26 protein-coding genes are annotated in these 25885 nt (G+C 35.4%); 15 read left to right on the forward strand and 11 right to left on the reverse strand.

Features of this window, described 5'->3' with window-relative positions:
• Positions 1 to 146 precede the first annotated feature (146 nt).
• Positions 147 to 1031, forward strand: a complete 885-nt coding sequence (locus tag RSC39_RS08630; RefSeq protein WP_011835903.1) for a YitT family protein — start codon at positions 147 to 149, stop codon at positions 1029 to 1031.
• Between the two features lie 39 nt (positions 1032 to 1070).
• Here RSC39_RS08630 and RSC39_RS08635 read toward each other — a convergent pair whose 3' ends face one another.
• The 7 genes from RSC39_RS08635 to hslO all read right to left on the reverse strand — a co-directional run bounded on the left by RSC39_RS08635 (position 1071) and on the right by hslO (position 7201).
• Positions 1071 to 1301 (reverse strand): hypothetical protein, encoded by a 231-nt coding sequence (locus tag RSC39_RS08635; RefSeq protein ID WP_004254795.1) that lies wholly within the window; start codon positions 1299 to 1301, stop codon positions 1071 to 1073.
• A 315-nt stretch (positions 1302 to 1616) separates the two neighbouring features.
• On the reverse strand, positions 1617 to 2621 hold the full coding sequence (gene dusB / locus RSC39_RS08640) for a tRNA dihydrouridine synthase DusB (protein ID WP_332536516.1): 1005 nt from the start codon (positions 2619 to 2621) through the stop codon (positions 1617 to 1619).
• A 156-nt stretch (positions 2622 to 2777) separates the two neighbouring features.
• A complete protein-coding gene (locus RSC39_RS08645; RefSeq protein WP_332536518.1) occupies positions 2778 to 3125 on the reverse strand; it encodes a hypothetical protein in 348 nt (115 codons plus the stop codon).
• 42 nt (positions 3126 to 3167) lie between these two features.
• Positions 3168 to 3731 (reverse strand): hypothetical protein, encoded by a 564-nt coding sequence (locus RSC39_RS08650; protein ID WP_332536520.1) that lies wholly within the window; start codon positions 3729 to 3731, stop codon positions 3168 to 3170.
• Positions 3732 to 4298: 567 nt separating this feature from the next.
• The gene (locus RSC39_RS08655) at positions 4299 to 5558 is read right to left on the reverse strand and encodes a DUF805 domain-containing protein (RefSeq protein ID WP_332536522.1); all 1260 of its coding nucleotides are present in this window, start codon (positions 5556 to 5558) and stop codon (positions 4299 to 4301) included.
• Between the two features lie 200 nt (positions 5559 to 5758).
• The gene (locus RSC39_RS08660; RefSeq protein WP_332536524.1) at positions 5759 to 6280 is read right to left on the reverse strand and encodes a dihydrofolate reductase family protein; all 522 of its coding nucleotides are present in this window, start codon (positions 6278 to 6280) and stop codon (positions 5759 to 5761) included.
• Positions 6281 to 6334: 54 nt separating this feature from the next.
• Positions 6335 to 7201 carry an Hsp33 family molecular chaperone HslO gene (gene hslO / locus RSC39_RS08665; protein WP_096816215.1) on the reverse strand — a complete coding sequence of 289 codons (867 nt, stop codon included), beginning with the start codon at positions 7199 to 7201 and terminating at the stop codon, positions 6335 to 6337.
• A gap of 164 nt (positions 7202 to 7365) precedes the next feature.
• Between hslO and RSC39_RS08670 the strand changes: the two genes are divergently transcribed.
• Together RSC39_RS08670 and RSC39_RS08675 are read left to right on the forward strand one after the other, a co-directional pair.
• Positions 7366 to 7977, forward strand: coding sequence for a cadmium resistance transporter (locus RSC39_RS08670; RefSeq protein WP_063281179.1), 612 nt, complete (start codon positions 7366 to 7368; stop codon positions 7975 to 7977).
• Between the two features lie 365 nt (positions 7978 to 8342).
• Positions 8343 to 9635, forward strand: a complete 1293-nt coding sequence (locus tag RSC39_RS08675) for an adenylosuccinate synthase (RefSeq protein WP_063281178.1) — start codon at positions 8343 to 8345, stop codon at positions 9633 to 9635.
• A gap of 42 nt (positions 9636 to 9677) precedes the next feature.
• Here RSC39_RS08675 and RSC39_RS08680 read toward each other — a convergent pair whose 3' ends face one another.
• The 4 genes from RSC39_RS08680 to RSC39_RS08695 form a co-directional block, all read right to left on the reverse strand.
• Positions 9678 to 10340 (reverse strand): lytic polysaccharide monooxygenase, encoded by a 663-nt coding sequence (locus RSC39_RS08680; RefSeq protein WP_332536528.1) that lies wholly within the window; start codon positions 10338 to 10340, stop codon positions 9678 to 9680.
• Between the two features lie 20 nt (positions 10341 to 10360).
• Entirely contained in the window at positions 10361 to 11839 is a 1479-nt protein-coding gene (locus RSC39_RS08685) for a glycosyl hydrolase family 18 protein (RefSeq protein ID WP_332536530.1), read from the reverse strand.
• Positions 11840 to 12006: 167 nt separating this feature from the next.
• The gene (locus RSC39_RS08690; RefSeq protein WP_063281176.1) at positions 12007 to 12546 is read right to left on the reverse strand and encodes a PadR family transcriptional regulator; all 540 of its coding nucleotides are present in this window, start codon (positions 12544 to 12546) and stop codon (positions 12007 to 12009) included.
• 237 nt (positions 12547 to 12783) lie between these two features.
• Entirely contained in the window at positions 12784 to 13317 is a 534-nt protein-coding gene (locus RSC39_RS08695; protein ID WP_332536533.1) for a phenolic acid decarboxylase, read from the reverse strand.
• 483 nt (positions 13318 to 13800) lie between these two features.
• Here RSC39_RS08695 and pheS point away from each other — a divergent pair, with 483 nt between their 5' ends.
• The 12 genes from pheS (at position 13801) to RSC39_RS08755 (ending at position 25884) form a co-directional block, all read left to right on the forward strand.
• Positions 13801 to 14841, forward strand: coding sequence for a phenylalanine--tRNA ligase subunit alpha (pheS, locus tag RSC39_RS08700; protein WP_332536535.1), 1041 nt, complete (start codon positions 13801 to 13803; stop codon positions 14839 to 14841).
• A 1-nt stretch (position 14842) separates the two neighbouring features.
• Entirely contained in the window at positions 14843 to 15490 is a 648-nt protein-coding gene (locus RSC39_RS08705) for a hypothetical protein (protein WP_332536537.1), read from the forward strand.
• Between the two features lie 63 nt (positions 15491 to 15553).
• The gene (gene pheT, locus RSC39_RS08710) at positions 15554 to 17947 is read left to right on the forward strand and encodes a phenylalanine--tRNA ligase subunit beta (protein ID WP_332536539.1); all 2394 of its coding nucleotides are present in this window, start codon (positions 15554 to 15556) and stop codon (positions 17945 to 17947) included.
• 246 nt (positions 17948 to 18193) lie between these two features.
• Positions 18194 to 19288: a 3D domain-containing protein gene (locus RSC39_RS08715; protein WP_063281171.1), complete on the forward strand. Its 1095-nt coding sequence runs from the start codon at positions 18194 to 18196 to the stop codon at positions 19286 to 19288.
• A 60-nt stretch (positions 19289 to 19348) separates the two neighbouring features.
• Positions 19349 to 20272 (forward strand): ribosome small subunit-dependent GTPase A, encoded by a 924-nt coding sequence (rsgA, locus tag RSC39_RS08720; protein ID WP_332536541.1) that lies wholly within the window; start codon positions 19349 to 19351, stop codon positions 20270 to 20272.
• Entirely contained in the window at positions 20244 to 20498 is a 255-nt protein-coding gene (locus RSC39_RS08725) for a hypothetical protein (protein WP_011676991.1), read from the forward strand. Before rsgA ends, RSC39_RS08725 begins: the two co-directional genes overlap by 29 nt.
• Positions 20495 to 20752 (forward strand): hypothetical protein, encoded by a 258-nt coding sequence (locus RSC39_RS08730; protein WP_011676990.1) that lies wholly within the window; start codon positions 20495 to 20497, stop codon positions 20750 to 20752. The genes RSC39_RS08725 and RSC39_RS08730 overlap by 4 nt, the downstream gene beginning before the upstream one ends.
• A 72-nt stretch (positions 20753 to 20824) precedes the next feature.
• Entirely contained in the window at positions 20825 to 21475 is a 651-nt protein-coding gene (rpe, locus tag RSC39_RS08735) for a ribulose-phosphate 3-epimerase (protein WP_332536544.1), read from the forward strand.
• Positions 21476 to 21564: 89 nt separating this feature from the next.
• Positions 21565 to 22863 carry a DNA recombination protein RmuC gene (locus RSC39_RS08740; RefSeq protein WP_332536546.1) on the forward strand — a complete coding sequence of 433 codons (1299 nt, stop codon included), beginning with the start codon at positions 21565 to 21567 and terminating at the stop codon, positions 22861 to 22863.
• Positions 22864 to 22936: 73 nt separating this feature from the next.
• A complete protein-coding gene (locus RSC39_RS08745) occupies positions 22937 to 23881 on the forward strand; it encodes a 3'-5' exoribonuclease YhaM family protein (protein WP_096816204.1) in 945 nt (314 codons plus the stop codon).
• A 90-nt stretch (positions 23882 to 23971) separates the two neighbouring features.
• A complete protein-coding gene (locus RSC39_RS08750; protein ID WP_332536549.1) occupies positions 23972 to 24841 on the forward strand; it encodes an aldose 1-epimerase family protein in 870 nt (289 codons plus the stop codon).
• Between the two features lie 134 nt (positions 24842 to 24975).
• Entirely contained in the window at positions 24976 to 25884 is a 909-nt protein-coding gene (locus RSC39_RS08755; protein WP_021037852.1) for an AEC family transporter, read from the forward strand.
• Position 25885: the final 1 nt, after the last annotated feature.

Genomic DNA, 25885 nt, shown 5'->3' on the forward strand with positions numbered 1-25885 from the left:
AGCTCAATGAGCTATTTTTTTGAGTATTCTTAAGTTAAAAAGGGAGAAGTTTTCAAAAGTTGACTAAATTCTAAATTTAAACTACAATAGATTTAAACGTCCTTGCCTTTGGCAAGGATATTTCATCGAAATTTTTGAGGGATATTATGAAAAAATTATCTAAGGTGCATTTTTTGCAACTTCTTGCTGTTACAATTGGGACAGCAATCTATGCCTTTGGTTTTGTTGAGTTCAACATGGGAAATCACTTGGCTGAAGGTGGAGTCGCTGGGCTTTCATTGATTGGTTATGCTTTGTTGCATATTGACCCGTCATATACTCAGCTTATCTTAAATATTCCACTTTTAATTCTTGGCTATCGCTTTCTTGGACGACGAACTTTTGTCTATACGATTTGGGGTATCGTGAGTCTCTCAATTTGGATGTGGATTTTCCAACGGATTCCAGTAACAATCAATGTCGGTCATGATTATTTAATTGCTGCTTTATTAGCCGGTGTTTTTGCCGGAACAGGGATTGGTTTAGTTTTTCGATTTGGAGGAACGACTGGTGGAGCCGACATCATTGCCAAGCTTTTACAAATAAAAGCTGGGGTTGCTGTTGGACGAACTTTCTTCATATTTGATGCTTGTGTGATGCTGTTATCATTAAGTTATATTGATTTACGTCACATGATGTACACTTTGATTGCAAGTTTTGTAGCAGCTCAAGTAATTAATGTGGTTCAATCGGGTGGTTATACTGTTAGAGGAATGTTAATTATCACGAACAATCATGCCGAAATTGCCAAAGCAATTATTGAAGAGATTGGTCGTAGCGCGACTTACTTACATGGTGAAGGAGCCTATTCTGGAAATTCAAAAGAAATTCTCTATGTGGTTTTAAATCCGGGGGAAATTCAAGAAGTCAAACAAATTTTGTCTATTCTTGACCCGAATGCTTTCACATCCATTATAAATGTTCATGAAGTCATTGGTGACTTCACTTATCCACGCAGTCGCTATAAAGTGGCTAAAAAAGGAAAAAAATAGCTCAAAAGAGCTATTTTTTATTTTTATCAGTGAAAGAAATTATCTTGAAAGACGTGCCCCTTCGATTTCACCTGTAGATTTTACTCCTTCAACAGAAAAACTATCTGCATTGATTCCAGTTTTGATATTTTCCAACTGTTTAATTGTCTTGTCTAATTGAATTAAGTTTTGAACATTGTATTCAAAAGTATAGTTACTAATTTCTCTTTTGGCTTTCTTCAGGTGAATAATAGCTTTTTCGATTTCTTCAGTGGCTTTTGTTGTACGCATATAGAAAACCCTTTCTATTTTTGGAATTGTGTGACTATTTATCTATTCCTATTATAACACAGGCTGCGAGTCAAAACAACGTTTCGACTTTTGTCTCTTTCAAAGATTAGGACCTGATAAAAAGTTAAATTTATTTTTAAAGACTAGATGTTAACAATTATGATTTAACGGGGTGATGACGAATTTTTTCACTGAGAAAGTAGTAAAGACCAGCTATTTCACATCGAAATTAGAGTCTGTATATTATCATTTTTCAGATGAGGGACTGTGAGAATGATAAGAAAAAAATCTGGAAATATCCAGATTTCTTTTTATTTATTTAATTCCACTTACAAAATTATCAAGAATCGTGATAATTTCTGCTTGTGATTCAGCTTGATTGACTGCAACTTTTACTTTTGCTGCACGAGAAGCTCCTTTAAGATAGTAAGCTGCATGCTGACGGAATTCTCGACTAGCAAGATTGTCCCCTTTTAATTCGACGAGACGGGCCAAATGTAATTTTGCAATTTCCATCTTTTCAGCAACCGTAGGTTCAGCAAGAAGTTCGCCTGTACGCAAGTAGTGTTCTGTACGATGAAGAATCCACGGATTTCCAAGAGCAGCACGTCCCATCATGACTGCAGTCACGCCTGTTTCATCAATCATACGTTTCGCATCTTCTGGAGTTTTGACATCACCATTTCCGATGACTGGAATATTGACATTGTCAGTCAATTTTTTGAGCCAGTGCCAGTTTTCTTGGGCATTTCCTGTGTAGGCTTGAGCTTTAGTTCGGGCATGCATGGAAACTGCTGCTCCACCACCCGCTTCAATTGCTTTAGCATTTTCAACGGCAAAAAGGTGGTCATCGTCCCAACCGATTCGGATTTTTACTGTCAATGGTCTTGAAATGGCTTTACTGACTGCGCTAACCACATCGTAAACTTTATCAGGGTCAAGCAAAAGTCGAGAACCTGCTTCATTTTTTGTTACTTTAGGTACTGGGCAACCCATGTTGATATCAATAATATCAGCAACTGTATTTGCTTCAACAAATTTAGCAGCTTCAACTAAAGTATCAATTTCTCCACCAAAAATTTGCATCGATAGTGGATGTGGAACGCCTTCAAAATCCATCATTTCCAAAGTTTTCTTGTTGCGATGTTCGATTCCTTTATCAGAAATCATCTCGGTTACAACAAGTCCAGCTCCGAATTCTTTGGCAGTAGTCAGAAAAGCTTTATTTGTAATTCCAGCCATTGGTGCCAGTACAATTTTATTTTTTATTTCGATATCGCCAATTTTCCACGATTCGTTGTAAATTTTGTCCATAGTCATAAAGAATATTATAGCAATTTTTTGAGATTTCACAAGGTCTTAAGGTTTAGAAAATTTACTGACGAGAACTCTGTCAGTAAATTTATTGAACTTATACTACTGGATTAAAACTTACATTGATTTGTCAAAGTTATTGAAAGTGAGCAGATTGAAAAGCTAACTGACAAGAGCAATGAAAATTATGCCCAAAAAGTAAACTTTTTTATAGTTTTTCCATTGAGTGATTAAGAGGTAGATGGCGCTTATGAAAAGGATAGTTGGAGAATACATGGCGAAAATTCCTGTTAATTCTGCCCAGAAACTTAAAAAAGAATTATTCCAAACATTTTCATCATTAGCAAATGGTCCAAACAAGTAAACGGCGCCAAGGACATTGAAACCGCCAATAATCCGTAGATAAATGACAAAAAAACGGGTTAGGTTTTCATGAGAAATAAACGTGACAAGCCAACACAAAAGCGCCAAAATAATGCTGACAATTAAAAATACAGAAGTTTCGATCATTTGACCACCTGCCCCAATTTTTGTAATTTAAAAATCAATTATTCAAGGAGTAAATGAAACAACTTTATCGTTATAAAGTACAATTCCATAGACTTTTTTGGAATCGCCCAACTGAAAAGTAAGGTTCAAATGATGAACTCTGTCAATATATTGGAGATAAGTTGTAGATTGCTCTGCCCCACGAATAATATAATGCTTACCAAAGACCGCGCTCAACTCAGAAATGCTTTTTCCATTAAAATTTTCGCCATTTAGGGTTAGATATTGAACGAGGTATCCATTCGTTACGGAAATAGCAGCAACTTTCTTTTGGTAGCTGATGGCATTGAAAGATTGATTATCTAAATTTCCTTTGTACCACCAGGTCTTAAAAGCGCCATGTGTGGGAATGAGATTGAGTCCGATAATACCGTATTCTGTGTTGGGGACGAGTTCTTTATGTTCTTGTTTGATTGTATCTTCTGGCGCATTGATTTTAAGATTTGCTAAAGTCACATGACTCAAATCAGTCGATTTTTGCCAAGGGGCATTTCCATAAATAAACCAGAGGGCGACAAGTAAAAATGGAAGGAGGACGATAGACCCAATGATGATTTTTTTCTTCATGATTATCTCCTTAAGCTCCGCTATTGAGAACCAATAGATTAAATAGCAAGTTATCAAGTAGAATAGAGATTATTCCAAAAAAGTATATTTTTGTCATAGAATAACCTCACTTTTTAATTTTGTTTCTTTCTATCAAAACGATAACTACACATACTACGAGTAGAATTCCGAAGTATAAGCTTGTCCAAAGCCAAGAAAGTTGAGTAAATTTATTGTTTATGGGATTGAACACCCATGTATTAAAAGCTACAACAATTGCTACCCAAAAATAAGGTGATAAATGTATTTTTTTCATCATATTATCTCCTTTGCATAGAATTCATTTATATTATTTTAGGGATGTAAATATAGAATTAATAACAAGATTCAGTAGAAAAATAACCAAAAGGATAGTATCTATTTTTGTGATATTTTCTTTAGATTTCTGGGGAATAAAAGCCAGGACTAAACAAGCACCTATAATGACCCAGTCAAGTGACCCGAAGATACTAGGAAGTTTGAGGAAGAAGTCAAGCCAAATATAGATGGAAGTTAGGATTAACATGAAATATAAAATAGATTTTTTCTTCATGGCTGTCTCCTTGTTACTTTATATCCATTTGGAAGCATTGAATTATCAATTTGAACTTTCAAACCATTCTTGGCCGTACCATTAAGAACGAACTTATTAAGTACCCCCAGAGCATTTTCCCGTTGAGTTGCCGCTGATTTTAGAATTACAGCGCCACCAGCAAGAATAATTTTTGCTGGAACTCCCCAAGGTCCTGCAAAAGTAGCAGCAAAGCTCCCTACTCCAGCACCTAAAGCTGCATTTCTAGCTAGTTTTGCTGAACTTATAAGTCCATTACCTATTTTTCTTGAACCAGATATAGAGTAAGATGTGCCAACAGTTCCCCACCATTCATATCTATAATCCACCTTATCTTTAGATACTTTTTTTGCAGCCAATGTTTGAACGACAACATGGCCAGCATAGAATGCTTGCTGTTTGATACTAGCCATATTGAGATTTTGAGCGTCAGGTTCAGTATCTGAAAATTCTTCCGTAATGACAACTGCTTTTGTATTAATATTGACATTGTCACCTTCAGTTTCGGCCTCTTTGATGCTAGCTTGAATTATCGAAGTCGAATTTTTAGTTAGGATATTAAACTCTTTTAATTCGGCTGTAGTTGCATTTTTAGGTACTTTACTTTGGTCTATTATAAACTTATCATTTTTTAATATAACAGCCCCATTGAAACGTTGAACAAAACTTTGATTCATTTCCCCATTTACCACAGGTTGGGTTGGATTGCCATAAACAATCTGTTCCGCCTTTGCTGGCAAATGTCCAACACTAAAGATAATCAATACAAGCAGACCAATCGTTACAATAAGCGAGCCTCTAATCTGCGAGTCTGGTTTGATTTTATCTGGCTTACTTGGCAAAAGCGTGAATATTAGATAGACAATGGCTAGTACACCTGAAATAATCATTGCCCAAATTTGTGTGAATTCGCCGAGAATGAGGCTTGCTGGGAAAACCAACCAGAAAAATGGACTCAAACCTGTATCACGAATTCGACGCATAGCGAGCGCCGACATTGGAACAATCGAGGCAAGTCCCCAGACGAAGAGCAAAATAAGCGCAAGCCAAGTGACTGCTGAAAAATGGTCAACATCGGCCGTCAAAGCTGCTGAAAATCCTGACGAAAATAAAAATGTCGTCATAAGAACAAGATAAATGATGAGATTAATCAAAAAGACCCACCAATAGGCTGACCGACTCGAACGATTTTTGAAATCAAAGGACTGGCGCCAAAAATTTTGGTAAGCAACGAGCATAAGAAACCTCCCTATTTAGTTATTTTAGTTTTATTATACTCCTTCGTCGTAAGCGTTACCATAGTGTTTTTATTTTAATACAAAGTGATTAATTTTAGTGAATCATGTCCTATTTTATGGCTACAAATGCAGAAAAATTAACTTCTTTATTTTTGTCAGTAACTTTTATCAACAAAAAAATACTGACAAATCGTCAGTATTTATTTTTTTACTAAATAATGTAATTCAACAAATTGCCCGTAAGTTCTAGTATCAATCAGTTGAAGTTTCTCTTCATAATTTCCTGACGGAAAAAGTGGGATTCCATCTCCTAGTAAAACTGGGGCAATGGTAACTTGTAATTCATCGACCCAATGATTTTCAAGAAAAAGTTTGATGACCTCCCCGCCGCCAACAACCCAGATGTTTTTGTCATTATCCGCAAAAGTTACTGACAGCTCTGTCAGTTTTTCTTTGTCAATAAAAATGATGTTGTCAGTAACGGAGATTTCTTGATGAGTTAAAATATAAGAAGTTTTGTCAGCATAAGGCCACTGACCGGCTTGCTCTTTTTCTAACCAATCATAAGTCTTTTTCCCCATAATGATTGTATCAATCCCACTATAAAAAGCACCATAGCCGTTATCTCCCTCACCCTCAACATCAAAAAGCCATTGAAGACTTTCTTCTTTGGTGGCAATATAGCCGTCTAATGTAGAAGCAATAAAAAGTTTTACAGTCATTTTTCTCAATCCTATTTACTGACAGAAGTCTTGTCAGTAAAATAAATTATTATATTAGTTAATTAGTGCTTTTAATTCTTCTTCGGAATACTCATATTTATTTTCACAGAATTGACAAATAATTTCAGCTCCATGATCTTCAGCAATCATTTCTTCAATCGGTTCTCTTCCCAAAGATTTGATGCCCTCAAGAAAACGTTCCTTACTGCAGTCACATTTGAATGCCAAAGGAAATTCGCCAAGATTTTTGTATTCCATATCACCATAAATATTATCCAACATGGTTTTTAATGGTTCGTCACTGGTCAACATTGTTGCAATGGAAGGCATACTTTTGATATTGTGTTCGATTTCAGTGATTTCTTCATCGGTGGCATCAGGAAGGGCTTGTAGCATAAATCCGCCAGCGATTTTAACAGTATCAGAGTCTTCATTAAGCAAGACATTGACCCCAACAGAAGAAGGAGTTTGTTCAGAACTTAAGAAGTACCAAGCTAAGTCTTCGCCAATTTCACCAGTAATTAAATCTACTTGACCACTATAAGGCTGTTTGAGGCCCATATCTTTGACAACAACTAAAAAGCCATTGCCAACGAAAGGAGCAACTAAAACTTCGCCAGTAGAGGCTTTTTTATAGTCAAGTTCCCGATTTTTCACATAGCCTTTGACATGACCTTTACTGTCAGCAACAGCAATAATTGGGCCCATTGCGCCATCACCTAATACCTTTACGGTGATTTTAGTATCTCCTTTTTCATTAGCCCCCAGGATTTGGGCAGCAATTAGGGTACGTCCTAAAGCAACAGTAGAAGTAGGCCAAGTTTGATGCCGTTCTTGTGCTTCTCGCACAGTTAGGGTTGAATCTAAAGCAAAAGCTCTGAAATGCCCATTTTTTGAGATTGATTTGATAATTTTATCCATATCATTATTATAACATGCCCTATCTATCGACCGCAATAGAATCTAATTAAATTTAATAAGAAGTTTTTAATAGCAAACTTAAATATTTTTATATTAGACATTTATTTAGTAAAATGAATAAAAGCTTGCTCCTCATTAGCTTTAAGAGGTTAGAAGAGGTTACTATGTTTTCAATTATCATCAATTCTACGATTATCTATTGGGCAACGGCTTTAGACTTACTGATACTATTAGCTATTTTGTATGTGCGATTTGATAAGAAAAGTCATTTATCGATTACTCTTGGTCAAATTATTGGTTCAACGGCCCTTGTAGTAGTTAGTTTGTTCTTTGCTGTCATTTTAAAGCTCGTTCCAGAAGAGTGGATTTTGGGCTTGCTTGGGTTAATTCCCTTGGGACTGGGGATTAAGTACTTGTTTTGGGGAGATGATGACGACGATGAAGAATTAGATGAGTTACTACAAAAGAGAAAAAATAAAAGTTTACTAGGAACTGCTATTATTATTTCTTTTGCAAGTTGCGGTGCTGATAATATTGCTTTATTTACTCCATTTTTCATGACACTTTCGCCAAGTAATTTGATATTGTCAATCTTCATTTTTATTCTAAATATTTTAATACTAGGACTACTCGGAAAAACAATTTCTAAAATCCCACATCTCCATGAAATTTTAGAAAGATATAGTCGTTGGATTTTGGCTTTTGTTTATATCGTACTTGGAATCATGGTTTTGATAGAAAGTGGAACGCTCTCTAAAATCATCAGCCTTTTGTAAGAAATCTATTGATTAAATAAAAAGTTCATTATTTCCGAACGATAAATTCATTTTAATCAAAATCATCAGGATTTCCAATGCAAATCTTGGTGTTTTTTGATAAAATAAAAAATAGTGCGATAGGAGCTTTCAGAAAAACATTCAACTTTTATTCTGATAAAATAAGTCAAAAAGTCGAAGAAAATTTTTAGAAATGCCAGCCAAGCGAACTTGGAGCGTGCAAAATATTTTAAAATGAAATTGAGTTCGCCCTCCTAACTTCTACGAAAATAGATAAAAATGGGAATCTGCCTCAGGCAGAACCACCATCTTTCCTAATTTTCTAGGAAGCTAAGCAGTGGGGCTCACATCTTAAGGAGAATATTATGCCATCAGTAGTAGTTGTCGGAACGCAATGGGGAGACGAAGGAAAAGGTAAAATTACAGATTTCCTAAGCTCAAACGCAGAAGTTATTGCCCGTTATCAAGGGGGAGACAATGCAGGTCATACCATCGTCATCGACGGCAAAAAGTTCAAACTTCACCTCATTCCATCAGGGATTTTCTTTCCTGAAAAAATTTCCGTTATCGGAAATGGTGTCGTTGTTAACCCAAAATCTCTGATTGAAGAAATCGCTTATCTTGCTGAAAATGGAGTTTCTGCAGAGAGTTTACGTATTTCAGACCGTGCACACGTTATCTTGCCATATCATAAAAAATTAGACTTCCTTCAAGAAGAAGCTAAAGGTGATAAAAAGATTGGGACAACCATTAAAGGGATTGGTCCAGCCTATATGGATAAAGCGGCTCGTGTCGGAATTCGTATTGCAGACTTACTTGACAAAGAAATCTTCGAGGAACGTTTACGTACAAACCTCGAAGTTAAAAACCGTGAATTTGTAAAAATGTATGATTCAGAACCTCTTGAATTTGAAGAAATTTTTGAAGAATACTATGAGTATGGTCAACAACTTAAAAAATACGTGACAGATACTTCGGTTATCTTGAACGATGCCCTTGATGCAGGGAAACGTGTGCTTTTTGAAGGGGCACAAGGGGTCATGCTTGATATTGACCAAGGAACATATCCATTTGTCACTTCATCAAATCCAGTAGCAGGTGGGGTAACAATCGGTTCTGGTGTTGGTCCATCAAAAATTTCAAAAGTTGTTGGTGTATGTAAAGCCTATACTTCACGTGTAGGTGATGGTCCATTCCCAACAGAACTTTTTGATGAAGTGGGACATCAAATTCGTGAAGTTGGACATGAATATGGAACAACAACTGGACGACCACGTCGTGTGGGTTGGTTTGATTCAGTCGTAATGCGTCACGCAAAACGTGTTTCAGGTTTAACAAATCTTAGTTTGAACTCAATCGACGTTCTTTCAGGTCTTGAAACAGTAAAAATCTGTGTGGCTTACGAACGTAGCAATGGTGAACAAATTACCCACTATCCAGCCTCACTTAAGGAATTGGCAGATTGTAAGCCAATTTATGAAGAATTACCAGGTTGGTCAGAAGACATTACTTCATGCCGTACTTTGGAAGAATTACCAGAAGCTGCTCGTAACTATGTTCGTCGTGTTGGCGAATTAGTTGGTGTACGTATCTCAACTTTCTCAGTAGGACCAGGTCGTGAACAAACTAACGTTTTAGAATCAGTTTGGGGCGTATAAAGTTAAAATAAAAAAGTCAGAGTATGCTCTGACTTTTTTTGTTTACATGAAGGGCCCAAAGACTTGTGGACTAGAATTTTTATTATTGACATTGACATCAATTACATTGTAAAAGGCATTAGAAGTGTCAGCAACATCCCAGACGGCCAAAACGATGTGGTAACCTGAACGATCATTTGGAACATTGATTGTATGTGAGAGATTGTTTGTTGCAGGAGAACCATCGTGGTTGATTGTCCCTATAAGTTCCAATTCTGAACGTTTTAAGGGTGCATTTTGATCCCAACCTGTCTTGGTCATATAGTAGTGCCACTTCGTTGTTTTATGAGGGGCAGTATATTTCCAAGTGAAAATGTTAGAACCGGTACTAATAGATGTTTTTTTCCAGCGTGAACTAGTTTGGTTGTCTAGAACAAAGTCGCCTATTTGCCCCAAACCTCCATTTGCAGAAGCAATTCGACCATCAGCGGGGCCAGACTCTGGGAAGCCTTTTGGTGCTTCTAAAGATTGTGGATTACTAATAACATTTCCATAGATATTAAAAGCATCAGTCCACCCTAAATTTTGATAATCTAACTGTCCTTGGTATCCTCTGGCTGGTGGAGATTGAACATATCCGTGAGCAGAAACAGAATCTGTTTTAATGAAAAGTGAGACGCTGAGTAGACCAGCAGTAACTAATAAACCAGTAAGTAGTTTTTTCATAAATTTTATCCTTTTCTATTTTAGAGTTTTTTCCATGGACCAAAATCTCCTGATTGATCAGGCTGTTGACCAGTATTCCACCATTTTGCTTCATAATCTACTCCATTAAAAGTAACACGATCCCCTTGAACATAAATTTTATCTTTTTGCCAAGTATTATTTTTCTCTGATGTATCATGAGTTATAAATGTGGCCTTTGCAGTATCAGAACGATTACCTGAAGGGTCAACTGCTACAACTTCGACATTGTATTCAGTTTTTGGGGATAGTCCAGTCACGTTTTGTAAGCCAGAAGTGCTTTTAAAAAATTGGGTACCAATCTTAATTTCATAGTAATCAATGCGAACATTATCTGTAGATTTTCCTTGAATCGTGGCAGTTGAAGCAGTCACATTATTAATGGAAATTGTGGGTAAGGTTGGCTTTTCAGTATCTTCAATCGGTTGATTGTTAAAGAGCATGGGGGCGTAAGTATTTACAAAAGTATTATTATATTTTTCACCAGTTGAATTGCTTCCAGCGTCCCAATTTACTGACCAAGTCATCAAACCTTTTATTTCATTACCAGAAGCTTTCAAACGATTCAAAGCATTTTTAACGGCATTAGGGTCTTTCACATAACCTGTTGCGGCAGCGTCATTATTAGATGGGAGGCCAATGACGAATTTACTAGCTGGAATTTTAATAAACCCATCCGTCCCTGTGACAAGACGTTTAGTTAAACCATACAGAAAGTCTTCCTTTTTTTCGTCATTTGATTGAGAAATCCACATATTTAAATCACTATCCCAAAAACCATCCCCTCCTTGATTATAGTATTGAGGATTGATGAAATCATAGTATGAATCTAAATTGTTGATATACGGAGCATATTTTCCTGAACTTGTTAAGTAAGGAAATTCGGGAGCCATCGTAATCATAAAGTTTTTACCATCTTTTCGATAATGGTCTTTAACTGTTTTTAAAGCAGAGGGGATAACAGTTTGATTATCTGCTGCTTCAATTGCAGCCTGTTCTAAATCAATATCTAATCCATCAAAGCCGTAAGTATCTACAAGACGAATGATTTCATTAACAAAATCAGTTTCTTGACTTTTCTTTAATTCAATATGAGCGTCAGCTCCTCCTAAAGCGATTAAGACGCTCTTACCTTCAGCATTTAATTTTGAAACTTCGGCTCTGAATTCAGCATCAGTTTTGTTGTAAGGCTTAAATGTGGGAAGTGTTTGTCCTTCAGGTGTCTTCATAAAGGAAACATTAATTACATTATATCCTTCTTGTGTATTTGAAAGATTGAAGTCAGCAGAACTACCTCCTTTATAACCATCTTTTCCTGTGGATTTCCAATTGTGCCAATAACCTACAAGTACTTTATCTTTTGGATTGACCATTTCACTCGCTGCATCTGCTAAGACTCGCTGCCCTCCTAACGCAACAATTCCTATAGACGCTGTTATCAAAAAAACTTTAATGTTTTTTCGTTTTTTCACTGAAATCATAAATATCTCCTAAATAGTAGTGATTTTAAAGATTCCGGAATCTTGTTCTGTAAGCGCTAACTTCATTCTAACAATTTTTTTCCTTAACTTAAAATAAAAAGGTTCGTAAAAAGATTTATTTACGAGAAATAAAAAACACTAATATTTTGAAAATATTAGTGTTTTTTTTATTTCAAATCTTTAAGCAATGAGTCTAACCATTCTTTTTTGAAGGTTTCTCTTTTTATAGCAAAATCTAAAACGAGATAATGACCACTTTTTTTATTTTCTTCATCACCACCGAAAAGATCGTTTTGACGTTTAATGAGATACTCTAATTTTTTCTGATGAACAATACTTTCTTCTTCAATTAATTTTTTGAGATTTTCTTCATTTTTATCATCAAGGAAATAAAGTCGAAGCATAAACTCATCTTTTTGAATAGGGTAACGGTCAACAGGGTGTTTTAACCACTCGTTAAAAAGCTGGATTCCTTTTGGAGTAATTTGATAAGTTTTTTTCTCTAATTTTTCACCTACGATATGGACGTCGAAAGTAACAGCTTGGTCATTTAATAATACTCTTAGTGAAGGATAAATTTGCCCTGTGTTGGCTTGCCAAAATTCACCCACTTCACTTTCAAACTTTTTTTTAAGGTCGTAACCACTTAAGGGTTCTGTCTTTAAAAGTCCCAATATAATATAAGATAATTTATCTCTATGGCTCATATTTTTTCTCCTTTATTTCCATGATACACAAAAAATGGTAAATTGTAAATTTTTGACGTAGAATTTAAACTTCATTTTTAAAAAACGTTCTAATCCATTATATATAACGAAATTTAAAGGAAACTAAAGCAATAAGTTTATTTTAAGAAAAGCTAGAGTATTCTATTGAATGATTATTTTTTAAAAAAAATAATGAAATTTTCGCTGTCTTTCGTAATATGTCTCTGAAAGATAAAACTATTTATTAATTCTCTTGTAATCTGAATCATAATATTTTCCGTTGCGAATATCAGTAGTCATTGTTTGGTAGGGTGCTTGAGCAACCACATCATCATTATTTTTTCCTGCTACGCCAATATATGTTATTTTAGCAAATTCTGGTACCAAATATTTAGGATATGTTTCGAATTTTTCACGTGATTGGTGCATCAATTCGATAAAATCATTTTGGAAACAAACAGTAATTTCTGGATGCTCTTCCACCCATTTTGGAAAGAAAATCATTCCATGCATTTTTTCTTCATTTGGCAAGAAATCTAAAGCAACGTCGGTTCCGGTAGGCTCTGTCCAAGCAATTTTATAAATTCCTTCTGTTAACATCACTAATGAAACTTCTTGATTTTTAACCCAACGACCTGCAACCATGCCACCGTGAATCCGATAATCAATAGTGTTCTCATTTTTGACATAAAGTTCATATTCCCATCCATTGTCATAAGTATAGATAAAATGTGTTCCGATAAAATCATCTAAGTTAGTAAATTTTTTCATTTATTATTCTCTTTTCTATAAACATGTTTTAAAAACATGTTTTAAATATATATTTATTATAAAAAAGAAGCAGAAATTTGTCAAGCATAAAAAATACATTTTTAAAGTTGACAAATTGAATGAAAGTGATAAAATTAAGCTTATAAGTAAGAAGAGTAAATTATTTACGAAATTTAAGGGAGTTATGGTCACCGACTGAAAGCCATAATATGGAGTGATAATTGAAGTTCACCTTACGAATAAAAGCTATTTTTGAGAGGAATTCTTTAGAAGGATAATCTTAAAAAAGTTTTATGGTAATTAAATAAAAAAATTAAGTGATAAAATAGGATGGTACCGCGGTTTTCGCTCCTTTGGAGATGAAAGTTGTGGTATTTTTTTCTTTATTAAATAGAAATTGCTCAAATCTCCCTAAAGCTCCATATTTTATATGGATCTTGTCTAATTTTAAATATATATTTTTTATAAGTTGAAAGGATAAAAATGAACTTACAAGAAAAAATTGAAGACCTTCGCAAGCGGACTTTGTCTGACTTACTCTCTGTTGCAGACGAAAAAACGCTCAACAATCTTAGAACAGTAATGCTTGGTAAAAAAGGAGAGTTGACTGAAATCCTAAAAGGGATGAAAGATTTAACAAATGAAGAACGACCAGTTATTGGTGCACTTGCTAATGCTTTTCGTGATGAATTTGGAGCGAAATTTGAAGCGAAAAAACTTGAAATTGAACAAGCAGTGATGAACGCAGCTTTGGAGTCTGAAAGTTTGGATGTGACTTTACCTGGAAAAGATCAGAAAAAAGGAAGTCGTCATATTTTAACTCAAACTCAAGAAGAAATTGAAGAAATTTTCCTTGGAATGGGTTATGAAATTGTTGATGGTTATGAAGTCGAAACCGATCATTATAACTTTGAACGAATGAATCTTCCTAAAGATCACCCAGCTCGTGATATGCAAGATACTTTCTATATTACTAATGAAGTTTTGCTTCGTACACATACTTCACCGATGCAAGCTCGGACAATGGATGCTCATGATTTTTCAAAAGGCGGCTTGCGTATGATTGCTCCTGGTCGTGTTTATCGTCGTGATACAGATGATGCGACACACAGTCATCAATTCCATCAAATTGAAGGCTTGGTTGTAGATAAAAATATCACAATGGCTGACCTTAAAGGAACGCTTGATTTGGTCATGAAAAAAATGTTTGGTCAAGAGCGTGAACTACGCTGGCGTCCAAGTTATTTCCCATTTACTGAACCTTCTGTTGAGGTTGATATCTCTTGTTTCAAATGCGGGGGTAAAGGATGTAATGTCTGCAAACATACCGGTTGGATTGAAATCCTTGGTGCAGGAATGGTGCATCCAAATGTGCTTGAAATGTCTGGTTTAGATTCTTCTGTTTATTCTGGTTTTGCTTTCGGGCTTGGTCAAGAACGTATTGCTATGCTACGCTATGGAATCAACGATATTCGTGGCTTCTATCAAGGTGATGTGAGATTCTTGGAACAATTTAGAAAATAACATGATTGAAAAATATTCAGATAACCAAAGATTTGAAATTAAGCCTATAAAAAAATTATTGAAAAATCATGAGATTCCTTTACATAAAGGTTTAACAGTCAAAGAAATTAATAAATGCGAAGAAATCTATGGTATTCGCTTTCCAAAAAATTTGAAAATAATGCTTATGGAGTTTTGCCCGATACAAACGACTAAAAAAAGTGGTTGGTATAATTGGTTTGATTTTTCAGAAGAGAATATTAAGCAAATTAAAAAGAGGATTGATTGGCAATTTGAAGGACTATTATTTGATGTTGAACAAAATGGTTTCTGGTTGAAGGAGTGGGGGAAGTTTCCAAAAGATATGGAAAAACGTTTGGAAATGGCGAGGCGTAAGTTGCAGGATATTCCAAAATTAGTTCCAATTTTTGGTCATCGCTATACAACTGGAAATGTTGATTTAAAAGATAATCCTGTTTTTTCTGTTTACCAAACTGATGTTGTTTATTATGGAGCAACTTTGTATGATTATTTTAAGATTGAATGTGAGCCAAAGCTAGAAGAACGAAAAAAAATGAATTTTCGTCAGCCTCGTGGAATCAATTTGTTTTGGGAAGCAATTATCTATGGGGAATATTTGGATATAGATGAATTAAAAACTTCAAAATAAAGAAATTATCAAATTAGTCTAACGAGTTGTTTGAGTTAGATTAAAGAAAAAGGAAAAAATAATATGTTAGTAAGTTATAAATGGTTAAAAGAGTTGGTGCCAAATCTTGCGGCTACGCCAGCTGAATTAGAACAAAAGATGTCAACGTCTGGGATTGAGGTTGAAGGAGTGACAAGTCCACAAGAAGGTTTGTCAAAACTTGTTGTCGGAGAAATTCTTTCTAGTGAAGATATTCCTGAAACGCATTTGCAGATTACACAAGTTAATGTTGGGGCTGATGAAGCATTACAAATTGTTTGTGGAGCGCCAAATGTTCGTGTGGGAATGAAGGTGATTGTAGCACTTGTCGGTGCTCGAATTGCGGATAATTATAAAATCAAAAAAGGTAAAATTCGTGGAGTTGAATCTCTCGGGATGCTTTGTGCACTTGATGAAATCGGAATTGATGAAAAAATTAATCCAATGAAGCATGAAGATGGTATTTTTGAAATGCCAGCAGATGCTAAAGTTGGTGATAGTATTTTCCCTTATCTTGATATGGACGATGAAATCATTGAGTTATCAATCACTCCAAACCGTGCGGATGCTTTGTCAATGAACGGGGCAGCATGGGAAGTTGGAGCAATCTATGATTTACCGGTTAAACTTGAGGAAAAATCTTTAGTAGAAGCTTCAGAATCAGCAGCAAGTAAAATTGCAGTTAAGGTTGAAACAGATAAAGTTCCAACATATAAAATCCGTTTGATTGAAGGGGTTAAAATTGCGAAATCACCTCAATGGTTGCAAAACCGATTGATGAATGCGGGTGTAAAACCAATTAATAATGTGGTTGATGTGACCAATTATGTATTGATGGCGTTTGGTCAACCTTTGCATAGTTTTGACTTTGCCAAATTTGGTTCTGATGAAATCTTGGTTCGTCAGGCTAAGTCTGGTGAAAAAATAACCACTTTAGACCATGTTGAACGTGAATTAGATGACTCTGATATTGTAGTCACAGCAAATGGACTTCCTGTAGCGCTTGGTGGTGTCATGGGTGGTGCTGACAGTGAGATTACTGATGAAACAACAAATGTTGCCCTTGAAGCAGCTTTGTTTGACGGAACTTCAATTCGTAAAACTTCGCAAAAATTTGCTTTGCGATCAGAAGCATCAAGTCGTTTTGAAAAAGGAATTAATGAAGGAACAGTTCGTGAGGCTCTTGATTTTGCAGCAGCAATGATTGTTGAATTGGCTGGCGGGAAAGTTCTTTCAGGCCTTGTTGAATCAAATGATTATCAACCTCTGTTACCAAAAGTTTCAATTACTTTAAGTCGTGTTAATGGGGCTTTAGGAACAGATTTATCACTTGAAACTGTGAAGAAAATTTTTGTTCAACTTGGTTTTGGAGTCGAAGTTGAGGGAGAAAAATTTACTTGTGAAATTCCTTCTCGTCGTTGGGATATCAGTATTGAAGCCGATTTGGTTGAAGAAGTTGCTCGGATTTATGGATATGATAATTTGCCAAGTACTTTGCCTCTTTCACAAAATGCTGGTGAGTTGACTGACATGCAAAAATTCCGTCGTACGGTAAGAACTGGACTTGAAAGTTCAGGTCTTAATGAAGTCATTGGTTACTCACTTGTGACTCCAGAAAAAGCGACTGAATTTGTGGGTGAGCTTGAAACAACATCGCTCATGATGCCAATGACTGAAGATCGTCAAACACTTCGTGCAAATATGATTCCAGGACTTTTGGACATTGTTAATTACAATCAAAATCGTAAAAATGCTGACGTAGCAATTTATGAAATTGGCAATATTTTCTTACCAAATGCAGATGATATTCGTCCTACAGAAGTACCAAATCTTGCTTTTGCTATTTCTGGAAATGTTGTGGATAAATCATACAACGGACAAGCTGTTCCTGTGGATTTCTACTATGCTAAGGGAATTGTGGAAAACCTTCTTGAAACTTACGAAGAAGTTGAATTTGTTCCAACTAATAATCAAGCGGCAATGCATCCAGGGCGGACTGCTGTCATTAACATCAATGGTCGCCTGGCTGGTTTTGTGGGACAAATTCATCCGGCGACAGCTAAAAAATATGATGTAGCAGAAACTTATGTTGCCAGTCTCGACATGAAAGTGATGCTTGAAGAATTGCCAGCACAAACCATCTTTAATGATATTCCAAAAGTTCAAGCGGTTCATCGTGATATTGCACTTTTGATTGATGCTGAGGTTACACATGCCCAAATCGTTTCTGTCATTAAATCAAGTCGTGTTAAAACACTTAAGCAAGTTGAGTTATTTGATATTTATCAAGGTAAAAACTTACCTGCTGGTAAAAAATCAATGGCCTATAGCTTAACTTTCCAACCGACTGAAAATACAATGACTGATGATGAAATTACGGCTGCTGTTAATAAAATTACAAAAAATCTTGTTGAAAAATTGAATGTAGAAATTCGTTAATCTAAATAAAAGTTGCTGACAAAAAATCTGTCAGTAAAATCTCTATTGGTAATTTACTGATAGGGATTTTTTTGTTCAACTCTATTGAGTCACAGTATCTCAGTCTTAAAATAAACAAAGGAATAAGTCTGCGAAGAATAATTGAATCTGACAAAAATACTATTTGTATTTGTTTTAAATCTATATTAATATTTGTAAAGGAAATGCAATTAAAAATTGCAAAGGATATGTTAGAATAGACGAAGTATGAAGAATTTAATTCCTAAAAAAATAAAACAAGTTGGAATACTTGTAGGAGCTTTACTGATTATTTTATCAGTGTTGCCAGTCAATCTCTTAGGAGCAATAAAAGTAGATGCTGACAGCTCTCAAACGGAAGTCAACCAAGAAATACAAAACTTCCAAACACAACTTGATAGTAAACTTGCACAGGCCAATAAGATTTATAGCCAAGCACAAGAGGCTCAACAAAAAGTCAATCAAACAAAGAGCAGAATTACAGAGTTGGAATCTGGAATCTCTGAGACTGAAAATGATGTTGTTCAACTTAAAGCCTCTGTCGCAAAACAAATGCGGGCGATGCAAGCAAATGGTGGGACGACGTTGTCGTATATTGATGTCGTTGCATCATCAAAAAATCTTTCAGATATGATTATGCGTTTGACAAATTTACATGTTGTGATGACGGCTGAATCTGATCAGGCAAAATCTTTGATAGAAAAAGAAGAATCGCTTAAAACGATGAAAGTTAAATTGGAGGATTCTCAAGAAGCTCTTGTGAAAAATCAAAACAACTATCAAGAACAGGTTGAAGCTTTACAAAGCAATATTTCTACACTAAAAGATAAGATCAATTCAAATAAACAACTTTTAAGTGAAATGCAAACAAAAGCTGCGGAAGAACAAAAAGCTCGCGATGAAGCCTTAGCCAAATCAGTTGCAGAGGTGAAAGCCAAAGCTGAACAAGAGAAGACAAAAAATTCTTCAAGTTCTGAAAGTACAAGCTCATCGAGTACTCAACCTTCAACTGGAGAAAATAACAATAATAATCCTACGACAACGACTCCTGGTGGGCGCAAGTTAAACGTAGAAGCAACAGCTTACGCTTTAAATGGAATTACTGCAACTGGAATTGATTTAAGTAAAAATCCAATTTGTATCGCGGTTGATCCAAGTGTCATTCCTTTGAATTCACTCGTTGAAGTTCCGGGTTATGGAATTGCAATTGCTGGTGATACTGGGGGTGCGATTATTGGGAATATTATTGACGTCCATTTTCCATCAAATGACCAAGCAATCGCTTGGGGACGTAAAAATATTCAAATCACTGTTTTGAGTTAAAAATACTTTAAAAAATAATGAAAGGCTTACAGTTAAGCCTTTTTTTGGTATAATGAGAACATGATAAAAAATGGACGTATTGTCAAATCCTTGGCAGGCTTTTATGATGTCGAGGCAGAAGGTGAAGTTTATCAGACGCGCGCGCGTGGTAATTTCAGAAAAAAAGGAATGAAACCTGTTGTAGGGGATTTTGTTGAGTTTTCTGCTGAAGAAAATTCAGAAGGATATATTCTAAAAATTGGTGAGCGAAAAAATTCTTTAATTCGACCATCCATTGCTAATATTGACCAAGCGGTGATTATTATGTCAACGGTAAGTCCTAATTTTAGTTTAAATCTCTTGGACCGTTTTTTGGTTTTCTTAGAACATAAAAACATTCATCCAATGATTTATATTTCTAAAATGGATTTGCTGACAGAAGATCAAGGGAGTTCTGAGAAAAGTAATAAAACTTTTAATCAGCGGGCAGATTATGAGCAGATAAAAAGGAATTATGAACAGATTGGTTATAATGTCTTTTTTGATGCTGAACATTTGGTCAGTAATTTAGCGGGAAAAGTAACTGTTTTTATGGGACAAACTGGTGCTGGAAAAACCACTTTGTTAAATAAAATCGCACCGGAAATGCAGTTGGCAACGGGTGAAACTTCAGAAAAGCTAGGGCGTGGGCGACATACAACTCGCCATGTTGAGTTTTTTGAGTTAGCAGGTGGACTAATTGCTGATACGCCAGGTTTTTCTAATTTAGATTATGAGGTAACCAATCAGCCAGATTTAAACGCTGCTTTTCCAGAAATTTTAAAGATTAGTCATAATTGTAAATTCAGAGAATGTACACATACGCATGAACCAAGCTGTGCGGTTAAAGTTGCACTTGAAAATCATGAAATTTTAGAAAGCCGTTATGAAAATTACTTACAGCTTTTAGATGAAATCAACCATACGAGGGAAACTTATGAGAAAAAACGAAAAAAACAAGGCTAAAGATAATATTTGGTTGAAACAGGCTGGTTTTTTTGCCCTTGTTTTAGCTTGGATTTTAGCGATTTATTTTAAAAATGACTTATCCAAAACAATGATGATTATCGTGTTTATTCTCTTAGTTCTTGCGACCTTCTTTGTTATTTTTTGGTTAAATCGTGTCTTTTTTGGCTTGACGAGTCAGTCAAAAGAAAATGACCTAGAGAGTTCGCAGGATAAAGAAAAATGAAAAAAAGATTGAAAACAGAAGCCTTTTTAGCGGTTCTTTTTGCCCTTCTTTGCCAAGTATTGGAAATGTTTGTTTTCAAAAATGGCACACCTAATTTTGTGATGAATTTCTTGACGGTTATTGCTTTAGGTTTGGCAATCGTTCTTGGCGTTCGTGCGGCAACCGTTGTAGAACACAAACGAGAGGGAGATGCTTGGAAGACAATTGTTAAAGAAGAACTTCATGATGAATCATCAGATAATAGTGGTGAATGAGGGTTTTGTGATTTTTTATTGAGAGTTGTTTTTTAAATAAGAATCGTAGTATTCTTTAGAGAGAGGATAAAAATGAAAAATAAAATTGCTCCATCAATTTTGTCAGCAGATTTTGGAAATTTTGCAAGAGATGTTAAACATTTAGAGGCTGCCGGCGCTGACCTTATACATATTGATGTGATGGACGGACATTTTGTAGATAATTTAACCTTCGGAGCTGGAGTTGTTTCGGCACTTCGCTCGCAAACAAGTTTGTTTTTTGATGTTCATATGATGGTTGAGAATCCAGAAAAATATGTGGATGACTTTGCAAAAGCAGGTGCAGATAGCATGAGTATTCATGTTGAAGCAACCAATCATATCCATGGAGCGCTGCAAAAAATTAAGAATGCTGGAATGAAAGCTTCGGTAGTGATTAATCCTGGAACTCCTGTAGAGGCGATTAAAACCGTCTTACCACTTGTGGATATGGTTTTAGTGATGACAGTCAATCCTGGTTTTGGCGGTCAAAAATTTATTCCTGAAATGATGGATAAAGTACGTGAACTCACTCAAATTCGAACTGACAAAAAGCTTAATTTTGAAATTGAAGTGGATGGTGGCATTGACGACCAAACAATTCAAGTCGCAAAAGCTGCTGGTGCCAATGTCTTTGTTGCTGGGTCGTTTGTTTTTAATGGTGAAGTAGAAAAAAACATCGAAAAACTTCGTGAGAACTTATAAAGAGCTACGAGGATGCTGACAGTTTTTCTGTCAGTAACTTCGGGCTTTCATTTAAATGTGTTAGAAATATAGGAAAATAAAAAATCAAGATGGAAGTTATTATTATCATATTACTCATACTTTTGATTTTACTGTCCCTTGCCAATTTTTTCAAAAAGACTGACAAAGGAAATACGAGTCATCAGTTAAATTATCTTAATCAAAATTTAGCGGAAATGCGCTCGGATGTTAATCAGCAACTGGCGCAAAATCGACAAGAACTTTCAAGTAGTTTACGCTCGGTCAATAATGATTTTTCAACACTGACAGAAAATATCAATAGCAAGTTTGACTGGCAGTTTAAAGATTTGCAAAGTTCAAATGAGCAAAAATTAGAAAAAATCTCTGTAAGTTTGGTAGAATCTACTGATAGAACGGTCACAAAACTGTCAGAACTGACAGAGGCAATGACAGACAAATTTGACCGTAAATTTAAAGAATTACAAGATTCTAACGATAAGAGATTAAGTCAAATTCAGGAAACGGTCGATGAAAAATTGCAAGAAACCTTGAATCGCAGAATTTCACAATCTTTTGAACAGGTCACTTTACATTTGAAAAATGTCGAAGAGGGCTTGGGAGAAATGAGAAATCTTGCCAGTGATGTGGACAGCTTGCAAAAGGTAATGACGGGTGTTAAAACACGTGGGATTGTTGGTGAAATTCAGCTAGGACGAATTTTAGAGCAGATGTTTACAAGCAGTCAATATCGAGAACAAGTCAATATTCAGGGTGCTAACGCTGTGGATTATGCCTTGATTTTGCCTGGAAAATCAGAGGGGTCAGAACTCTTACTTCCAATTGACTCAAAATTCCCTATGGAAGATTATCAACGCTTGCAAATGGCTTTGGAATCTAATGAACCAGTGGAAATTGATAAGACGAGAAAAGCATTGTTTAATGCTGTTAAAGCTCAAGCTAAATCAATCAGTGAAAAATATATTGTCCCGCCAAAAACAACGGATTTTGCCATTATGTTTTTACCAACTGAAGGGCTGTTTATGGAAGTGGTTAATAATCCTGAACTTTATGAGCAAATCAGCCGTGACTATAAGATCAATGTGACAGGGCCAACGACGATGACCGCTGTCTTAAACAGTTTGCAAATGGGCTTTAAAACCTTGCAAATCGAACAAAAATCAGCTGAAGTTTATGAAATGCTAGGAGCAGTCAAAACAGAGTTTGATAAATTTGAAGATTCATTGAAAAAAGTTCAACAAAAAATTCAGCAATCAGAAAAAGAAATTAATAATCTGATTACGACAAGAACAAATGTCATGAAAAAAGCGCTGACGAATATTGACCGGATAGATGATAGTGAAAGCAGCAAACTTTTGGATTTAGATTGACAAAGTAATAAATATTTTATATCGCTTGGCTAGGTCACCCAAAGAGTCGGGCTTACATCTTAAAGGAGAAAACATGGTGCTCATTAAAAACTTAGAAATTGGCGAATTTTTTGAAGGATTTTACCTGATTAAATCAGTTGAATTACGTCAAACGCGGGCGGGGAAAGACTTTTTAGCTTTGAGTTTTCAAGACCGAACGGGAACAATCAATGGAAATATTTGGGATGCTAATCCAAAAGCGGTTGAACAGTTTCGAGCTGGTCGGGTCGTGCATATGAAGGCTCTCAAAGAACTCTATAATGGAATGCCTCAAGTTAATAAAATACAATTGCGTTTAGCGACAGATAGTGAACCCAATCAACCTCATGATTATCGAGAAAGTTCTCCTGTTCAAGAAAAAGATTTACGTGAATATGTTCAATCCATTCTTTTTAAAATTGAAAATGCGACCTTAAATCGAATTGTACGTACGATTTTGAAAAAATTTGATAAAGAATTTTATGAATTTCCTGCTGCAAAAACTAATCACCATGCTTTTGAAGGAGGACTTGCTTTCCATACAACCACCATGCTTCATTTAGCAGAAAAAGTCTGCGAAGTTTATCCACAACTCAACGAAAATTTGATGTTTGCTGGTGTTTTACTTCATGACATGGCAAAATGTTTGGAATTTACAGGTGCCGAAAATACTTCTTATACTTTAAGAGGAAACTTGCTTGGACATATTGTTTTGATTGATGAAGAAGTGAGTAAAGCCGCCATTGAACTTGGATTTGATGATGATAATGAAGATTTATTGATGCTTCGCCATTGTTTATTGAGCCATCATGGGGAGTTGGAGTATGGTAGTCCTGTTCGCCCACAAATTATGGAAGCAGAAATGATTCATCAAATTGATGTCATGGATGCCAACATGATGATGATGACTACGGCGACTCAAACGCTCGACCCAGGTCAATTTAGTCAGCGGGTTTGGGCTTTGTCTAATCGTAACTTTTATAAACCAAGAAAAGATTAAACCGTGCTTACACGGTTTTTTTGCTGACAGAAATTTTTGTCAGTAAAAATGGTAAAATAGAAAGAAGATAAAAATATTAAGGAGTTTTTTATGAATTACACTTTGAAAAATGACCAATTGAGTGTTATTGTGGACACTTTTGGGGCAGAAATGCATTCCATCCAACATGATGATATTGAATATTTATGGCAAGCCGATCCAAAATTTTGGGGACGTCATGCTCCAGTTCTCTTTCCAATCGTTGGGAAATTAAAAAATGGCCAATATCATTATAATGAGCAAACTTATCAAATGGGTGGACATGGTTTTGCACGTGATAATGATTTTGAATTAATTAAAAAATCCGATAATGAACTCGTTTTTGAGCTCCGTGATAATGAAGATAGCTTGAATCACTATCCTTTCCATTTTAACTTTCGAGTTTCTTACAAATTGGTGGATAATAAAATCAGAGTCCGTTACGAAGTGAAAAATGAAGACGAAAAATTCATGTCTTTTGGTGTTGGCGCTCACCCAGCATTTAATGTTCCCTTGAAAAATGGGACTTTTGAAGACTATCAGTTAACTGTTTCACCAGATGAAAAACGAACTTTTATTCCGCTTGACCCACCATCAGGAACATTGAAATTAGATGAAAGAGTGGAGACACAAGTAAATACTCTTCCATTAACAAGAGAACTTTTTGATAAAGATGCTCTAGTTTATACATCATCAGATGAGATGAAAGTTTCATTGACCAACAAATTAGATGAACATGGGGTTACTGTGACTTGGAAAGATATGCCCTATTTTGGCTTATGGTCACCTTATCCAAATGAAGCACCCTTTGTTTGTATCGAGCCATGGTCTGGAATTGCTGACGATGAAAATACTGATGGCGACATCACAACGAAATTTGGGATTAATCAATTAGCGCCAGAGGGAAGCTTCTCTTGCGAATATACTATTGAAATCAATTAATTGACTACTCTCGTATTTTTACGGGAGTTTTTATTTAAAAAAATGCTAGAATTAATTTAGACGTGCTGTCAGTAAACTAAGCATTACGAAATTACTGACAGAAGATAAAACTACTGATAGAAAGTAAAACTCTAATGACCACAATTCTTCTCAATGCCTTGAGTATTCTGCTTGTTTTGTTTTTAGCCCTTTTACTCAAAAAAATCGGTCTACTTCGCCAAGAAGATGGAGCCCTTACTTCTAAATTGGTTGTTTACTTGACCTTACCAGCAACGATATTAATCGGAGTAAATCATACAAAGCTCTCCGGCATCTTTTTTATTCTGATGTTTATGGGACTTTTTTCTAATCTCCTTTTGGTTTTTCTGGGGAAATTTATTGGACGAAAGGCTAGTGTGCAAGAACGTGGCCTTTATATGTTTGATTTATCGGGCTATAACATTGGAAATTTTTCAATTCCTTTTGTCTCAAGCTTTTTTCCAGCGGCTATTCCTTTTTTAGCCATGTTTGATATGGGTAATTCCTTAATGGTGACTGGAACGACTCAAGCAATTGTTGAACTTTCAAGTGGGCGAAAGAAACACGGCTTTATTTTGCAAGAAATATTTGGCGTCTTATTTCGTAATCCACCCTTTGTTGTTTATATTTTTATGTTTATTTTAGCGATTTTTGGCTTATCTTTTCCTGATGATTGGTTGATTCCAATTCGACCATTGGCAAATGCTAATACATTGTTATCAATTTTTACAATTGGACTTTTTATGGAATTTCGCTTGCCGAAAGGAAAATTAAAACTTCTGTTGAAAATATTGACTTGGCGTTATTTACTAGCTTTTATTTTAGCTAGTTTGGTTTATTTTTTCGCTCCTTTTCCAGCCATAATAAAAGAAGTTCTCTTGTTAATTTTCTTTTGTCCGATGTCCTTTTTGCACATGATTCAAGCCATAGAGCTTGGAAATGATAAGGCTTTGGCGGGACTTGTCATTAGTTTATCCATGTTTATTTCTTTGATTTTAATGAGTATTATTGTGATTGTTTTGTGAG

Origin of the sequence: Lactococcus sp., from assembly GCF_036648155.1 — a bacterium.
Taxonomy (GTDB): domain Bacteria; phylum Bacillota; class Bacilli; order Lactobacillales; family Streptococcaceae; genus Lactococcus; species Lactococcus cremoris.

Coding starts and splice junctions, on each gene's coding strand:
- RSC39_RS08695 (WP_332536533.1), bottom strand. CDS start 13,317: ATGAAAAAATTTACTAACTTAGATGATTTTATCGGAACACATTTTATC.
- RSC39_RS08755 (WP_021037852.1), top strand. CDS start 24,976: ATGACCACAATTCTTCTCAATGCCTTGAGTATTCTGCTTGTTTTGTTT.
- pheT (WP_332536539.1), top strand. CDS start 15,554: ATGTTAGTAAGTTATAAATGGTTAAAAGAGTTGGTGCCAAATCTTGCG.
- RSC39_RS08680 (WP_332536528.1), bottom strand. CDS start 10,340: ATGAAAAAACTACTTACTGGTTTATTAGTTACTGCTGGTCTACTCAGC.
- RSC39_RS08690 (WP_063281176.1), bottom strand. CDS start 12,546: ATGAGCCATAGAGATAAATTATCTTATATTATATTGGGACTTTTAAAG.
- RSC39_RS08705 (WP_332536537.1), top strand. CDS start 14,843: ATGATTGAAAAATATTCAGATAACCAAAGATTTGAAATTAAGCCTATA.
- RSC39_RS08655 (WP_332536522.1), bottom strand. CDS start 5,558: ATGCTCGTTGCTTACCAAAATTTTTGGCGCCAGTCCTTTGATTTCAAA.
- RSC39_RS08635 (WP_004254795.1), bottom strand. CDS start 1,301: ATGCGTACAACAAAAGCCACTGAAGAAATCGAAAAAGCTATTATTCAC.
- rpe (WP_332536544.1), top strand. CDS start 20,825: ATGAAAAATAAAATTGCTCCATCAATTTTGTCAGCAGATTTTGGAAAT.
- RSC39_RS08740 (WP_332536546.1), top strand. CDS start 21,565: ATGGAAGTTATTATTATCATATTACTCATACTTTTGATTTTACTGTCC.
- RSC39_RS08650 (WP_332536520.1), bottom strand. CDS start 3,731: ATGAAGAAAAAAATCATCATTGGGTCTATCGTCCTCCTTCCATTTTTA.
- RSC39_RS08630 (WP_011835903.1), top strand. CDS start 147: ATGAAAAAATTATCTAAGGTGCATTTTTTGCAACTTCTTGCTGTTACA.
- RSC39_RS08685 (WP_332536530.1), bottom strand. CDS start 11,839: ATGATTTCAGTGAAAAAACGAAAAAACATTAAAGTTTTTTTGATAACA.
- RSC39_RS08675 (WP_063281178.1), top strand. CDS start 8,343: ATGCCATCAGTAGTAGTTGTCGGAACGCAATGGGGAGACGAAGGAAAA.
- RSC39_RS08730 (WP_011676990.1), top strand. CDS start 20,495: ATGAAAAAAAGATTGAAAACAGAAGCCTTTTTAGCGGTTCTTTTTGCC.
- RSC39_RS08725 (WP_011676991.1), top strand. CDS start 20,244: ATGAGAAAAAACGAAAAAAACAAGGCTAAAGATAATATTTGGTTGAAA.
- dusB (WP_332536516.1), bottom strand. CDS start 2,621: ATGACTATGGACAAAATTTACAACGAATCGTGGAAAATTGGCGATATC.
- RSC39_RS08745 (WP_096816204.1), top strand. CDS start 22,937: ATGGTGCTCATTAAAAACTTAGAAATTGGCGAATTTTTTGAAGGATTT.
- RSC39_RS08715 (WP_063281171.1), top strand. CDS start 18,194: ATGAAGAATTTAATTCCTAAAAAAATAAAACAAGTTGGAATACTTGTA.
- RSC39_RS08660 (WP_332536524.1), bottom strand. CDS start 6,280: ATGACTGTAAAACTTTTTATTGCTTCTACATTAGACGGCTATATTGCC.
- rsgA (WP_332536541.1), top strand. CDS start 19,349: ATGATAAAAAATGGACGTATTGTCAAATCCTTGGCAGGCTTTTATGAT.
- hslO (WP_096816215.1), bottom strand. CDS start 7,201: ATGGATAAAATTATCAAATCAATCTCAAAAAATGGGCATTTCAGAGCT.
- RSC39_RS08645 (WP_332536518.1), bottom strand. CDS start 3,125: ATGATCGAAACTTCTGTATTTTTAATTGTCAGCATTATTTTGGCGCTT.
- pheS (WP_332536535.1), top strand. CDS start 13,801: ATGAACTTACAAGAAAAAATTGAAGACCTTCGCAAGCGGACTTTGTCT.
- RSC39_RS08670 (WP_063281179.1), top strand. CDS start 7,366: ATGTTTTCAATTATCATCAATTCTACGATTATCTATTGGGCAACGGCT.
- RSC39_RS08750 (WP_332536549.1), top strand. CDS start 23,972: ATGAATTACACTTTGAAAAATGACCAATTGAGTGTTATTGTGGACACT.